Source organism: Paenibacillus taichungensis (assembly GCF_003287275.1).
In the GTDB taxonomy this organism is placed as follows: Bacteria; Bacillota; Bacilli; order Paenibacillales; family Paenibacillaceae; genus Paenibacillus; species Paenibacillus taichungensis_A.
Genome location: NZ_QEVW01000006.1, coordinates 587,222 through 602,146, shown reverse-complemented (window position 1 = coordinate 602,146; position 14,925 = coordinate 587,222). Strand labels below are relative to the sequence as shown.

At 45.8% G+C, this 14,925-nt stretch carries 12 protein-coding genes and 1 pseudogene; 11 read left to right on the top strand and 2 right to left on the bottom strand.

Annotated features, from left to right (window positions below; translation table 11 throughout):
* Window positions 1–240: 240 nt before the first annotated feature.
* The 3 genes from DC345_RS32350 to DC345_RS11850 all read left to right on the top strand — a co-directional run bounded on the left by DC345_RS32350 (window position 241) and on the right by DC345_RS11850 (window position 4,394).
* A complete protein-coding gene (locus DC345_RS32350; RefSeq protein WP_397333665.1) occupies window positions 241–2,808 on the top strand; it encodes an S-layer homology domain-containing protein in 2,568 nt (855 codons plus the stop codon).
* Window positions 2,809–3,287: 479 nt separating this feature from the next.
* A complete protein-coding gene (locus tag DC345_RS32150; protein WP_258530630.1) occupies window positions 3,288–3,671 on the top strand; it encodes a hypothetical protein in 384 nt (127 codons plus the stop codon).
* 36 nt (window positions 3,672–3,707) lie between these two features.
* Window positions 3,708–4,394, top strand: a complete 687-nt coding sequence (locus tag DC345_RS11850; RefSeq protein ID WP_113053256.1) for a GntR family transcriptional regulator — start codon at window positions 3,708–3,710, stop codon at window positions 4,392–4,394.
* A gap of 28 nt (window positions 4,395–4,422) precedes the next feature.
* On the opposite strand, the gene DC345_RS11845 is transcribed toward DC345_RS11850, so the two are convergent.
* The gene (locus DC345_RS11845) at window positions 4,423–5,187 is read right to left on the bottom strand and encodes an SDR family NAD(P)-dependent oxidoreductase (protein WP_113053255.1); all 765 of its coding nucleotides are present in this window, start codon (window positions 5,185–5,187) and stop codon (window positions 4,423–4,425) included.
* A 219-nt stretch (window positions 5,188–5,406) separates the two neighbouring features.
* Between DC345_RS11845 and DC345_RS11840 the strand changes: the two genes are divergently transcribed.
* Window positions 5,407–6,171 (top strand): SDR family oxidoreductase, encoded by a 765-nt coding sequence (locus DC345_RS11840; RefSeq protein ID WP_113053254.1) that lies wholly within the window; start codon window positions 5,407–5,409, stop codon window positions 6,169–6,171.
* Between the two features lie 250 nt (window positions 6,172–6,421).
* Window positions 6,422–7,017, top strand: a pseudogene (locus tag DC345_RS11835) (Crp/Fnr family transcriptional regulator).
* A 27-nt stretch (window positions 7,018–7,044) separates the two neighbouring features.
* On the opposite strand, the gene DC345_RS11830 reads toward DC345_RS11835, so the two are convergent.
* The gene (locus DC345_RS11830) at window positions 7,045–7,761 is read right to left on the bottom strand and encodes a DUF4386 domain-containing protein (RefSeq protein ID WP_113053253.1); all 717 of its coding nucleotides are present in this window, start codon (window positions 7,759–7,761) and stop codon (window positions 7,045–7,047) included.
* Between the two features lie 132 nt (window positions 7,762–7,893).
* Between DC345_RS11830 and DC345_RS11825 the strand changes: the two genes are divergently transcribed.
* From DC345_RS11825 to DC345_RS11800, 6 genes are all read left to right on the top strand, one after another.
* Window positions 7,894–8,859 carry an SMI1/KNR4 family protein gene (locus DC345_RS11825; RefSeq protein ID WP_113053252.1) on the top strand — a complete coding sequence of 322 codons (966 nt, stop codon included), beginning with the start codon at window positions 7,894–7,896 and terminating at the stop codon, window positions 8,857–8,859.
* A gap of 641 nt (window positions 8,860–9,500) precedes the next feature.
* Window positions 9,501–11,126, top strand: coding sequence for a rhamnogalacturonan lyase B N-terminal domain-containing protein (locus tag DC345_RS11820; RefSeq protein WP_258530629.1), 1,626 nt, complete (start codon window positions 9,501–9,503; stop codon window positions 11,124–11,126).
* A gap of 44 nt (window positions 11,127–11,170) precedes the next feature.
* Window positions 11,171–12,511 (top strand): C39 family peptidase, encoded by a 1,341-nt coding sequence (locus DC345_RS11815; protein ID WP_258530628.1) that lies wholly within the window; start codon window positions 11,171–11,173, stop codon window positions 12,509–12,511.
* 13 nt (window positions 12,512–12,524) lie between these two features.
* On the top strand, window positions 12,525–13,043 hold the full coding sequence (locus DC345_RS11810) for a hypothetical protein (RefSeq protein ID WP_113053251.1): 519 nt from the start codon (window positions 12,525–12,527) through the stop codon (window positions 13,041–13,043).
* 258 nt (window positions 13,044–13,301) lie between these two features.
* A complete protein-coding gene (locus DC345_RS11805; RefSeq protein WP_113053250.1) occupies window positions 13,302–14,117 on the top strand; it encodes an SDR family NAD(P)-dependent oxidoreductase in 816 nt (271 codons plus the stop codon).
* Window positions 14,118–14,157: 40 nt separating this feature from the next.
* Window positions 14,158–14,892 carry an SDR family NAD(P)-dependent oxidoreductase gene (locus DC345_RS11800; protein WP_113053249.1) on the top strand — a complete coding sequence of 245 codons (735 nt, stop codon included), beginning with the start codon at window positions 14,158–14,160 and terminating at the stop codon, window positions 14,890–14,892.
* The last annotated feature ends 33 nt before the right edge of the window (window positions 14,893–14,925 follow it).

The following is a 14,925-nucleotide window of genomic DNA, read 5'->3' as shown; positions in this document are numbered from 1 at the left end:
GCGACGATTATACACTACGAGATTCCACCAAAGTTCAAGATTTATATTAAGCGAATGTTAAATGTCGAAAAAAGGCGAGATTGCTCCGAAATTGATACAATGGCGAAATTGTTTTATTGCTGGTTCAGCGTGCCGGGTGCTACATTGAGACCGATTCGAGACCAACTACAAAACGATGGGAGTCGAAAAGAATTGAAAACGAAGGCTAAAAAAAACAAGAAAAAAATGTTTGCCGCTGCGATGGGTGTGATGCTTCTCTCTAATTCAATGGCATCAGGCGCTGCGCTCGCAGTATCAACCGATGCACCAGTTCCATTACCGCAAGAGCCGGCATGGGGGTATTTCGTAGATACGTATAAGAACAATAGCTCATCCAACAACACGCTTGAGACCAACCCGGCCCTAGGCACGCTGTCCAAGTTCCTGGACCTCTGGACGCCAGGTGATTCATGGGATAATGGCACAAAACTTAAAGCTGATATATTGGATTACAACATTCAATATGTAGCGAATATCGCTGCAACTCGCACCAAGGCAGAAGAGGATGCAGCATATTATACAGACCGTACGAACCAATCCTATGGTGCAACCGAGGGGCTGGGTTCGCTGGCTGATGTGTATCGTGAAAAATCAGGCACATACACCACAATTACAAGCATTCCCGAAGATGCAACGACGAAGAAGTATGACGACGGTAATTCTACCAATAAAGCCGGAGATTCAAATTCCGATCTGGGCAAAATGGTAGATCTGGTCGGAGCCTTGCGGGGGAACGCGGCATCATCGAATCCGTCCAAAAATTTCTTCAGTTATATGCGTCCATTCCGCTGGCTGAATACGAATGAGGTTGTCGTGCCAACGCTGAGACCGGCAATCAAAGACGTTTCAGAGGCGGCCTCCGACGGCGGCTTCCCGAGTGGACATACCAATGCGTCCTACCTTGCTGCGCTTGCATTAGCTTATGCAACCCCTGAACGATTCCAGGAACTGGTTACGCGTGCATCGGAGATGGGCAACAACCGAGTTGTTGCCGGAATGCACTCCCCGCTGGATGTCATGGGCGGACGTGTGCTTGCAACTGCCCTGGCAGCCGGTGCTTTGAATGATCCGGAGAATGCGGAATTGAAGCAGGCGGCGTACGATCAGGCGCATAACGTGCTTTTGAAGGAGACTGGAACAGCAGAAGACCGATTTACCGACTATGAGAAGAACAAGGCTGAGTTCACCCAACGTCTGACCTACGGCTTCCCGCAGATCGGTTCTACAACGGAGCCCGTGGCGGTGCCTAAGGGGGCCGAAGTGCTGACCGAGACCAGACAACCTTACCTGAGCGCGGATCAGCGTCGTGCTGTACTGGCAACAACCGCAATCGAATCGGGTTACCCGCTGCTGGATGATCCGGAAGGTTGGGGACGTCTTAATCTGTTTGCGGCTGCTGACGGATACGGCGCCTTCAACAGCGATGTAACGGTTACGATGGATGCCAGCAAGGGTGGTTTCAACGCCATGGACATTTGGCAGAACAACATCTCCGGTACCGGCAAGCTGACGAAGGAAGGCAGCGGTACATTGAAACTGCGGGGGGCTAACACCTACTCCGGCGGTACCCAGGTTAATGAGGGTACACTGGAAGGTGATACAGCTACAGCTTTTGGTAATGGCGATGTGGTCAACAGCGGGGGAACACTTACGGAGAGCGTGACGGGCAAATGGAACATTGAAGGCAACTACACGCAGGCTGCTGACGGGACGCTGGAACTCAACGTAGCTTCTGCAAATGATGTGCTCGACGTTAAAGGTATGGTAAATACCGCCGGAACACTGCATGTGAATTTTTCCAGCAGCTATGTACCTGGCGCGGGTGAGATCACACTTGTAAGCCATGGTTCCAATCAGCAAAGCGGCAAATTTGCCTCTGTTCAGGTGGATGGCCTGCCAAGCAAATATACTACCCAGGTTAAATACGAGAACAACCGCATCGCGCTGGTGATTGCAGATACAACGAATCCGGGTACAACCCCAACAACCCCAAGTACACCGGGTACAGGTGGTGGATCGGTCACTGCACCAACACCATCCACACCATCAACGGGTTCTGGAACAGATTCGGGAACAGTAACCACACCTCCTACAACGGAACCTACAGTACCGCCAACAACACAGGTTAATCCGTTCAAATCGGGTGTTGTGAGTCAGGAAACGGTGCTGAAGACGGTTAATGAAGCTATTGCGGCGACGAAAAATGAAAATAAGAAATTCAACGATGTTACAGGTCACTGGGCTGACAGAAATATCAGTACTGCCGTGAAGCTGCGCATAATTAACGGTTATGCAAACGGCAAATTCCAGCCAAATGCATCTGTAACCAGAGCGGAATTTACCGCCATGGTTGCTCGGGCATTGGGTCTGGGCGAAAGCACGGCTTCCGCCAGCTTTAAGGATACAAGCTCAAATTGGGCTGCGGGTTACATCAGTGCTTTGGCTGATAAGGGAGTGATTGGTGGTTATGCGGACGGCAGCTTCAAACCAAATGCAACGATCTCCCGCGCTGAGATGGTGACGATCATTGCTCGTGTGCTTGACCTGAATGCACTTGCAACTAGTGCTCCGACGAGCTTCAGTGATGTGGACAGCAGTAACTGGGCAGCGGCGGCAATCGCGCAGGCTTCATCGGCCAATCTGGTGCAAGGGCTATCCTCTTCCGTATTCTCGCCGAGCGGCAAAGCTACACGGGCTGAAGCCGTGACGATGATCATCCGCGCGCTGGAGAGCGACAGCACCATCAAGGCACTTATCGAAGGGTTGTAAAAGCATGTATAAGCTACTCGCCACTCGCCAGATCCTAAAGTATAATTCTGGCGAAAAATGCATAACTCAATTTTTTTAAAGAGCGAGAGGGTTCGTATAACGCGAACCCTTTCGCTCTTATTTTGATATTGTTTTGGAGAACACCCTGTAGTGCGATATAATAATTCATGACTGGAATGAAGTGTCACATGGCTGAATTGCTTCAACGATTATGAATCTATACTTGGCGGTGAGATCGGATGAATCGATTGAAAAACAGTGGGTTTTATAAACTTTCATATCTTATAACGCCCGAACAATTCAAATCTGTTTTGAGAATTTTTGAGCAGAAACAGGTCCTTTTCATAAGTCCCAACCTCGCCCAGACCCGATATGATTACAATCAGATATATGAGGCATATAGTCAATTTTATAATTTCTATACGGCAACCGAAAAAGAGAAAGGGGAGGTTGTTCGCCCTTACTTTGTATATTCGATCTTGAGTATGCTTGATAAGGAAAAGTCCGGTTTATTTGTGAAAAACGAAGGCATTAGCTTTCCGTATTTTGGACAATGGGCGGAGGATGAATTACCGTCTATCTTGCTATCTTTTCCCAAAGGACTTGCAATTCATATGGAGGATGAGAAAGGTGAGTATTATATATACGAGGATATTCAGGATCATCATCCGTTAACGTATACGTTATTTCATGAAGTGGCGGATGAAATCAAAAAAATAACCAAATTGCTGCGGTTCTTCGTACCTGCACCAGAAGGTTTACACGAGCAGAAGACCTCAGTTCGGATGAGCAAGGAAGCTGCCGAAGATATGAGGCAATCATGGATTTTCAATACATACTCGCTTGTTATGAAGACAAAGTAGGTTGGAGAACGAATCAGAGTAGAAGGGATTATCGATATGCAAAATCATCATTTCTCTTCATTATTGGACAATGAGAGAAGCCAGTTGCCGGATCAAATAGCCAATTATATATTAAAGAAAATATTTACAGGTGAGCTGGTACAGGATACCCGGTTAATTGAATCCAATATCGCCAAAGAGCTAAATGTGAGTAATATCCCGGTGAGGGAGGCTTTTTATATTCTGGAGAGCAGAGGTGTCATTGAACGACTGCCAAGAAGAGGTGTCCGTGTAAAGGCTATCTCGGAAGAAGAGATGGCAGATTACACATCTGCATTAATTGAATTGTTCCGAATAGGAATTGATTATTCCAGATCTAAGTGGAACGAGGAGACCCGACATCAGCTCCAGCAGTATCTAAAAGAAGCGAAGGAACAGCTGAACCAAAAAAATATTTTGGAGTATGTGGTGAAGGTGCATCAATTGTGTGGTTACGTTTTCCAGGTGGCTGGCAATATTGCATTTATCAAATTTTACTCGGATATCACCTATATAACCAATGTCTACTCCCAAATGAATTGGGGCGATGTAGAGCGAACCGAAATTCGCAGCCGTTATTTGGAGGCGCTTGTTAACGCCTTGGTGGACGGTGACTTTGAAAAAGCAAAAGAGTCATTCGAAATATTAACCAGACAGTCCTTGAATATCAAGGATGAGACAATACAAAGAGACAGACTACAATAGTTGTAGCTGTCTCTTCTTTGTATTTAGCTTAGTTAGCCATCACGCCGCCATCTACGATAATCTCTGTACCTGTAATAAATTTGGACTCTTCAGATGCAAGGAACAATGCTGTATAAGCAATATCAATCGGGTCACCGAAGTGTCCGAGTGGCGTTTTGTTCAAATAATATTGTTTGGCTTCTTTAGCCTCATCCGTTTCAAGAACTGCGGACATCGGAGTTCTGATCTGCCCCGGGCAAATGACGTTTGCACGTACATTATCCTTACCATAGTCAACTGCGATGTTACGAGTCATCCCAATCAAACCTGCTTTGGCAGCACCGTATCCTGTGCCCCCTTGTCCACCAATTAAACCTCCAATGGAAGAAATCGTGACGATAGAACCTCCGCCAGTCTTGATCATCTCCGGGATGGCATATTTGCTGCCCAGGAAGGCCCCTTTCAGGTTAATCCCAATCAATTTATCCCATTCATCTACATCATGCTCAGCGGCCTTGGCGACAAATGGACCAGCAACGCCTGCTGTATTGACCAGAACATTGACTTTGCCGTATGTGTCTACAGCCGTTTGGATTGTGTTCTCCCATTCTTCAGGGGAGGAGATATTTAGCTTAACCGCGATAGCTTCTCCGCCAGCGGCTTTGATTTCGTCCATTACGGATTGAAGACCCTCAATGTTCATATCAGCACCGACAACCTTTGCGCCTTCTTTGGCGAATAAACGAGCCTGTTCAGCCCCCATGCCGCTGCCTGCACCTGTAATTACTGCTACTTTGCCTGATAATCTGCCCATGATAACGCCTCCAAAAAGATATAGTGTTTTATAAATATATTATAAATTATATATAATATATAATTTTGTGTCCATAAAAAGTCATTTCACTTGAAGCGCTGATTGTAGAAATAACACTTTGAAATGTTGCTCTCTTCGGGCGGAAAATTAAAGAGCAACATTTCAAAAATGACTCCGTGATATAACTATTCTTGAAATTAGGAAAGAGGAGATGAGCACATGAACAGCTTAAAAGGTAAAATGGCTTTAGTTACTGGGGCAAGCCGGGGGATTGGTAGAAGTATCGCGCTCCGTTTGGCCCAGGAGGGCGCATATGTAGCAGTCCACTATGGAAACAGACAGGATGATGCGGCAGCAGTTGTTCGCCAGATTGAGCAAGATGGGGGCAACGCCTGCATGATTGGTGCTGACCTAAGAACGATGGACGGTATTCATCATTTATTTGCTGAGTTGGATGAGACTATCCATAATCAGACAGGGGCCAGTGGATTCGATATTCTGGTGAATAATGCGGGGATCGGGCAGATCGTTGGGATTGAAGAGACGACAGAAGCATCCTACGAAGAGGTCATGAATCTTAATGTAAAAGCACCACTTTTTGTGACGCAGCAGGCTCTGTCGCGAATTAATGATGGGGGTCGTATCATTAACATATCGTCCTTTGTGACCAGGGTTGCTTCTCCGGGAGTGTTTACATACAGCATGTCCAAAGGAGCGATTGATACGTTTACGCTGCTTCTGGCCAAGCAACTAGGGAGTCGAAATATTACGGTGAACGCCATCCAGCCGGGAATTATTAATACCGAGATGAATGCTGGAACGTTACAGGATACCGAGGGACAAAAATATGCGGCTGGCCTTTCCGCCTTTGGCCGATGGGGTGAGCCAGAGGATATTGCAGATATTGCTGCATTTCTGGCCTCGCCGGACAGTCGCTGGGTAACGGGACAATTGCTCGATGCAAGCGGCGGATCGCATCTGTAACTGGTGGATAAGCCATCTTAAAAGGATTAAATAAGCATACTTGCAAGATGAACGTTATTGGAAGAATATTGGGGCGCTTACCTTTCGGGTAACGCTCTTATTTCTTTTTTAGCTGTGTGGAGCAATCTTGCCAAGGTGTGCAAAAAGAGATATTTTGAAAGTAAATGAAGTTCGTCGTTGCAAGGTTAGCCTGGATGAAAAAGAGACTGCGTCAAATCGCGTTGAACCGTGCCTGATGAAAGGGGTAAAAATGAAAAGCATACTGTTCAAATATATGAGTCAATTCACATCTCTTAACGAGCAGGAACAGCAGGCTATTGTTGAAGATATCCTCGTGAAGGATTATAAAAAAGGAACCGTGCTCCTTAGACAAGGGGAGGTTCCCACCAAATGTTATTTTGTGCTTAAGGGATGTGTACGGCAGTACGCGATAGATAAAGCGGGCAAAGAAGTGACCTCCAATTTCTATACTGAGGAACAAGCGGTGTCCATTTTCAATCGTCATCAGCACAATCAACCATCGGCCTATCGGCCTACACCTTAACCTGCCTGGAGGACTGTGCATTGGTGGTTGGTAATTTTCAAGCTGAGAACGACATTATTCTGCAATATCCCCCACTGGAAACGATGATACGCAAGATGGTAGAGGAAAATCTGGGCCAGGTTCAGGATGAATGGACATCATTTATTGCGTCTTCACCGGAAGAGCGATATCAAGCGTTATTGCGAAAACGACCCCATCTTGTCGATCGTGTACCCCAACATCAATTAGCCAGTTATCTGGGAATCACCCCAGAGTCATTAAGCAGAATTAAGAAGCGGGTTCATAGCCGTGATGATAGATGAAAATGCGTTCCGTAGATAAACAGCGCATCACGCTCTTTGGGATTGCGTTCCTCCTTTAATCAGCATCCAGATGCCCAAGCCCAGTTCTCCTGCAACCATGGGTATAGCAAATACCATTTGAAGCACTGTAATCAGGGCATCATATTGGGGAAGAAACGTTTTGCATAGGTGAATGGCAATATAGCCTACAGCAGCGAGCAGTACCAAAATATTGATCGTTTTGGGAATGCGGTTTGATTTTAAAGTAACATAGCCCACGATCAACAGGTGTGCACCAAAAACGATAAGGCCCACCGACCAAATCGGTTCAAATGCTTCCAGACAGAGCAACATCAGTGCTTGCGTCTGCTCTATTGGAAGCAAGGCTTGATCAGAATTTCCCGTGAGCAGCATGACGATGAGCAGGTTCAGAATGGCGATGCCCAATAGAGATGAATAGGTGAGACGGAGGCAAGCTCCGAGCAGGGACAGGTTTTGATGAATAGGCTTGAGGAAAACATACAGCCCCCACGAAACGACAACATCGCTAATCAGGATGATGACCCATCCCAAAATCTCGGCCTTGAACAGGCCATATGATGCTGTTATTTGGTTGAACGTAGTGCTGGCATCGCCGGGTACAACAAGTTTTCCATGGATATAGGTATAGGAAAAAAATGCAACCAGGGCCATAATGATGAGCGTAATTCCTGTAGTTACAGCAGCTTTTCGCTCGTAACAATGTTCTTGTATGGATGTAGACATGAGTAAGATAGCCTCCTGTGCAATAGGGTTGATGTTTATTTTAATCAGGAGGGGCCTGAGGGGCATTGACTTAAATCAAGACACACAAAATGATATAATTTCTACAACGAATAAGAGAGGGAGGCAAGATCAATGAATGATGAACTCTTGGAACGGCTAGAAGCTTGGCATGAAGAAGATGAATATGAAGAGATTATAGATGCGATTACAGAGGTTCCGGAGGAAGAGCGGGATTACACTCTGGTTAACCACCTGGGTAGAGCGTTGAATAATATGGAGCGTTACCAGGAGGCAGTGGAGCAATTCCTGTCGGTTGAAGAAGAGGGACAAAATGACCCGCTTTGGCATTACCGCATTGGTCTGGCGTATTATTATTTGGAGGAATATGAGAACGCGCGTGTAGCTTTCGAAGCAGCGGATCGGTTAGATCCAGGAGATGAGGATACACAGGAGTTCCTGGAATGGATTCGGAATAAAACAGCAGACGAGCTCACAGAAGAAGCGGTAGAGGAGCCCGTGGATACAGTCCACTCGGCGACTGAAATCACCATCGAAGCAGCACCTGGGATCCACCCCGAATCGACGAGCTTCTGGAATGACAGTCCAGCAAACGTCGATCAATATGTGTTGTCCCCAACTACGGAAGAGCAAATTGAAGCAGTGGAGGATCAATTGGTGTTCAAGTTGCCGACATTATATTTGAACATGATGAAACTACATAATGGTGGTGTTCCCCACTACCGTTATTTTCCGGTTAGTCAGGCGGAGGATGGTGGGAAGACTCAAGTTGAAATTTCCAATATCCTGGGTGTTGGACGGGAGAAGGCACATTCATTGTGTGGAGAAGCGGGCAGTCGAGTGATCATCGAACAAGGGGGTTACCCCGAGATTGGTGTCATTCTATGTGAGTGTCCTTCCGATTCAGAGGTCGTGATGCTGGATTATCGTGAATCCGGTAATGCCGGTGAGCCCGAGGTTGTTCATGTGAATAAAGCAGAAGGCTACAAGATCACTTGGCTTGCGCCCAATGTTGAGACCTTTATTCAAGGCCTGGTGAATGAGGGAAATCAACCTGCAAACCTTGAGGGTTCACTGTAGAGAAAGTTAAAGCTTCCTGTTATACAAAATATTGAAGAGCTGCATCCGTTACAAGGGGTGCAGCTCTTTCAGTTGAGATCCTCTCATTCCGTAAGGTAGAAGAAGCGCAGAATGTTGAGAGCCAGATCACCGTGTGTTTTGTTTAGCTGCGTTCGGGCAGCTCTGCCGCCGGATCTTCCCCATAAAGCTCCTTCAAATGATCCATGTGATCCTCGCCCCAATCATTCATTCATGGCCTGTAATAAAGGAGTCATTCGTTGACCGTACTCCGTGATGGAGTACAGATATTTTGATAAGGGAAGTTGAGGCGATTGATCTCCGGTAGGGTTACGGAGAACGGTCGCTATTTTCATTGCCACGTTATGTAATATAATGGTATTATTTTATTGGTATTACCAGTAAGTTGGGTGCAGAATATTTCTATATGGGAGGTGGTGATATAAGAGGACGATAGGGAAGAAAATTGACCCGCATGGACATGCAACACACAGCAGGAGTACCGAGATGGGACAGAGACTCGTTTGTCATACACTGTAATGTAAGCGCTTTAATTATAGTTCGGCTATCGCATATCCGATATTTAAATCTGATTTTGGTCCATTACGAGAACGTAAAAAACTATTTCAGGGAGGGATTAGCTCGTGAGCAGACGTTTAGCGAAGAAGGGATTCAGTTCAGTTCTATTACTGGTGATGATGGCAGCAGCTGTATTATATCCAACATCCACCGGACACGCAGCGACTATTAATGTTGCGGATAACGGGTCCAGGATTGAAGTGAACACGGGGGCAGGGTTGGTATATACAGTGAATAAAACCAATGGCGATATTATATCTGCCAAAATGAACGGAACGGAGTTAAGCGGCTCCAGCAAGGCGTCCCATATCGGTTCTGGTTTAGGGTCTGCCAATGTAACATGGAACACGTCTCCTTCGGGATCGACCGTATTGATCACCGTTTCAACCAGCACACTCACCCACTATTATGCATCTCGTGGTGGTGAGAACATCATTTATATGGCGACATATGTTACAGCAGAACCTTCTGTGGGGGAATTGCGCTATATTTTCCGGGGCAACGGCAGTGTATTGACGGGGGTTCCGGCCAATTCAAACAATCGGAATAATACCGGAGCAATTGAGAGCCAGGATGTCTTTGGTTACGCCAATGGACAGACCACCTCAAAGTATTACGGTAACGATCTGGCCAAGGATCTGACCATTCGAGGTGTTACAGGCAGCGGTGTGGGTGTGTTTATGGCTTATGGCGACCGTGAGAAAAGCTCGGGAGGACCCTTCTTCCGTGATATCCAATTTCAAAGCGGCGGAGATACGGAAGTTTACAATTACATGAACTCGGGGCATGCTCAGACTGAAAATTGGCGTATGGGCCTGCATGGACCGTACGCATTGGTTTTCACTACCGGTGCCACACCAAGTGTACCTGATTTTAGCTGGATGTCGGGTCTGAACCTGACAGGCTGGGTCTCCAGTCGAGGTAATGTCGTGCTTAACGGGCTTTCCGGCATGGATACGAGTTATGCCTATACGGTTGGTTTTGCCAACAGCAATGCTCAGTACTGGGTGAATGCCTCTTCCAGCGGGGCTGCTGCCAAATACAGCATGATTCCAGGTACATACACCATGACCGTGTATAAGGGGGAACTGGCTGTTTATACCGAAAGTGTGAACGTGACGGGAGGATCAACCACAACGCTGAATACGCGCACAATCAATAACGATCCAAGTAAAGCATCCAGCATCTGGCGCATTGGGAATTGGGATGGTACGCCGCGGGAGTTCCTGAACGGCCAGACGATTCCAATTCGTCATCCTTCCGATAGCCGTAATCCAAGCTGGGGTCCTGTCAGTTATGCGACCGGCAGTGCAACGAACAAATTCCCGGCGATTCAGTTCCGTGGACAAAACTCGCCGACAACCGTTACATTTAGCCTGAACTCTTCCCAAGCGGCATCTTCGCATGTACTTAACATCGGTATTACGGCAGCATACAACAATGGGAGACCCAGTGTAACAATTAATGGTCAAACGTTAACGAATCCCGCAGCTTCCTCCCAACCCAATTCGCGCAGCTTTACGATTGGAACCTATCGGGGTAACAACACAACCTTTTCCTGGAATATTCCGGCGTCCTATTTCGTTAGTGGGTCCAACACGGTGACAATTACACCGATTAGCGGCTCCAGCGATTTGGGCAATTGGTTAAGTGCCGGGTGGGTGTATGACTGTGTTGAATTGTTGAATTAAATACATGGTTCTGATATGCAAATATATTATATTGGGAGGCTCTTATGCAAAATAAAATGCAGCGATTTCTTTCTGTAATAGCTTTTCTTCTTCTTCTTTCATCTGTACCTGTGTCTTCTGTTAAGGCAGATCCCATTCAGTCTGAGGAAAACATGCTCGTTCAAGATAGTGAAAAAATAAAAGATATATCCGTTGCACCAATGCTGACTGATTTGGAGGTTCTGCAAATTGCCCAAAAGCATATACAGGGTTATATGGCCAATGATATTCAGACCAAAGATCGTATTATTGAAGCTTCAACCAATATGATTCCTCTCTACAATTTGGATGATCAGATCATTGCTTACGCAGTTCCTCTGGTCGAGGGACAACGAGAGATTGGTTATATTTCAGTAGGGGCACTAAGGGATGGTTATGATGCATACGATATCTTTATAGATGACTCAGTCGTACAGCGGCTCCATCAATCCATATCCAGACCGTCCATTATGGAGAAATCTGAGGAAAGAAAAATAGTATTTGTGCCACCAATGAATTATATGGTGCAGGTGACAGACAAAGGCAATAAACAATACTTTGAGATGGATAATAATTTTCAATCCCTGCGGGATATTACTGAAGCTGTAGAAGTCAATATGGATGAATTACATCAAAAGTATGAAACCATCCAATCAGAAGAAAATCAGGATTACATGAATCAAATTCTACAGAATTATATTAGTACTCGCGCTACCGCTGCGGTTGCCAAAGAAGAAGTAAGCCTTACCGTTGAGGCCAATCAATCCATGTTTGTGCCAGTACAGGATGGTTCAGGATACAGTTATGGAGGCAACCAGAACTGGTACTCTCAAAATACGCATAAAGAACGGGGATGCGGTCCGGTTGCTGCAGCCAATATCACCAACTATCTGGCCAAGATTACGAACCCTACGGTTTATGGTAACTTGTATAGTGGCAACACGACATCAAAGCAGGATTTTCTTGCTCATATGGATAAGATGTATGACTACGTAAGCCCGGGTATTTTGGGTAAAATTTCAGTGAGTGGCTTTGCATCTGCAGTGGAGAGTTATGCAAAGGATAAAAAGGTGAATTTAAGCAGAGTCACGGATAATTCGGCATTTACACTGGATAATACAGCCGCGTATATAAAGGCGGGACTGAACCTCAACTCTCCTGTTGCGACCCTCAATCTGTCCAAATTTGATGATTACGAATATGAATGGCATTGGATGACGATTACCAAGTATTATCGAGACACTACAGACAGCAGATGGATTGCTGTTTCGACCTGGGGCCAACGCAGGAGCATCAATTATCGAACTCATTTTGATGCCATAACGGGGAATCGTACATTAGGCGGGGGATTCATGTATTTCAAGTAAAGCAGGTGATTGGATGTCTGGCATCAAACATGGTGCAGGAATAATACATGCTGTGAATATTCTGGCTCTGGTTCTATTTTTGACAGCATGTACTACGTACACCAAAGTTTCTTCTGAGGAAGTCAAATCTTTTCGGCAGAATGTCGAGCGAGATTTTCCTGCTATCCAAAAGACGGAAATTCGTTATTCCACACCTCGGGTCGAAGTCGCTTATACAGTCAAGACTGAACCGGACGAAAAAGAAATATATCGACTTTTCACTCAAACCACAGCCTTCATGACTAGTCCTTCTTTTCAAAGCGAAATTATTGACACACAGTATCGTGAGAAATATCCAAGCTGGGGAGACCCGGAGCTTGCGATGACTGTAACATTGCGCGGAAAGGATATATCTGTGTATCAGTTTACTTGTAAGCCCGAGAAATCCGAATCGGATCCGAATAACGTGATATATGATCATTGGTACATTCTGACACCGGATGATCCTGCGGGCAAGCCTTATCCTGTCTCTGGGACGGAGGATGAAAAGTAATTATCAAAGTTTCTCAGAAAACATGGATCGATAAACAGATTAAGAGAATTGATTCTAAACAGCCCTCAAATCCATGAGGGCTGTTTTTTTTAAGACACTTCGCTTGCTTCCCCATAAAGATCCAAAATAAGGATACAGGGCCGAATGCGTTGCAGAAAGACCATTCCTCTGCTATTATTTAGACATCTAATATTTAGTCATCTAAATATTAGAGCTGTTATTTATTTTCGGTTTCTTTATGAAAGGAGCTTGAGAACCATGTTAAGAATGAAAGACAAAGTAGCCCTTGTAACTGGAGGCGCTTCTGGAATAGGATTGTCCGCAGCCCAATTGATGGCGAGAGAAGGAGCAAAAGTCGTTATTGCTGATTTCAATGTCAATGGGGCAAAGGAAGCGGCAGCGAATATTCAGGCTCAAGGCGGAGAAGCAGTAGCCGTTTTTGTTGATGCCGGAGACGAATTTTCGATTAAGGAAGCTGTCGAGTTTACGGTGCAACAATATGGTAAACTCACGAGTCTGTTCAACAATGTTGGCCTGACCAATCTGAAGAAGGATTTGGATGTGGTTAACGTAGATTTGGACGAGTGGGATCGGCTGATGAATGTGAATCTGAAAAGCGTGTTGCTCGGTTGTAGATTTGCCATCCCTCATATGATTGAAGCGGGTGAAGGTTCCATCATTAATACAGCCTCCATGGCTGGCTTTACTGGCGATGCGGTTCGGGTTGCCTATGGTGCCTCAAAAGCAGGAGTTGTTAATCTGACAAGGTATATTGCCACCCAATATGGCAAGCATAACATTCGTTGCAATGCTGTTGCGCCCGGATTGATCTTGACCCCGGCAGCCCAGAACAATATGCCTCCGGACGTATTGGATATGTTCGCAAAATATAACGCACTGCCTTATCACGGTGAGCCCGATGATATTGGATACACCGTCGTATTCCTGGCCTCAGATGAGTCCAAATTCATTACCGGACAGACCATTCAGGTTGAGGGCGGCCATTATATTGCCAATCCAACCGTTCCGGATTTTGAACAGTTTATGAAATCACACAATCCGACTAACAACTAAAGCAGCGATGTACAAATAAAATACGTTAGGAGAGTTTCATATGGGAAGATTAGATAATAAAGTCGCTATTATTACTGGTGGAGCTTCAGGAATTGGTGAAGGCATGGTGGATCTCTTTGCAAAGGAAGGCGCCATCGTTATTGCTGCAGACATTAATGAGGAAGCGCTGGAGAAAGCAAGCCAAAAAGAGAATGTGTACGGAATGAAGTTGAATGTTTCCTCGGATGAAGATTGGGAGATATTGGCGAAAGTAGTGAACGAACGTTTTGGCAAAATTGATATTCTGGTCAACAATGCAGGCATTTCCTCTGAGAAGCCGTTTGAGGAGATCGATGCACAGGATTGGCAGAAAATGCTCTCCATTAATGGCTTTGGCCCATTTGCTGGTATGAAACATGTAGCTCCTTATATGGCAGCACAAAAGAAAGGGTCCATCGTCAATATCTCTTCATACACCGCTTTGATTGGACAAGGCTTTAATCACTATTCAGCATCCAAAGGCGCGGTACGCGCATTATCCAAAGCGGCGGCAACAACCTTTGGTCGTCAAGGTGTTCGGGTCAATGCTCTCTTCCCTGGGATCATCGAAACACCAATGACTCAAGCCTTGAACACATCGAAGGAACTGCTTGACCGACTCATTCAGGCAACGCCTCTGCAACGTCTGGGGCAGGCTGTCGATATTGCCAACGCTGCATTGTTCCTGGCATCAGATGATTCTTCGTACATTACAGGATCTGAGCTGGTTATCGATGGTGGATACTCAGCCCAATAGCGTGTAAAATGATGACAGCCCTTAAGTTGAATG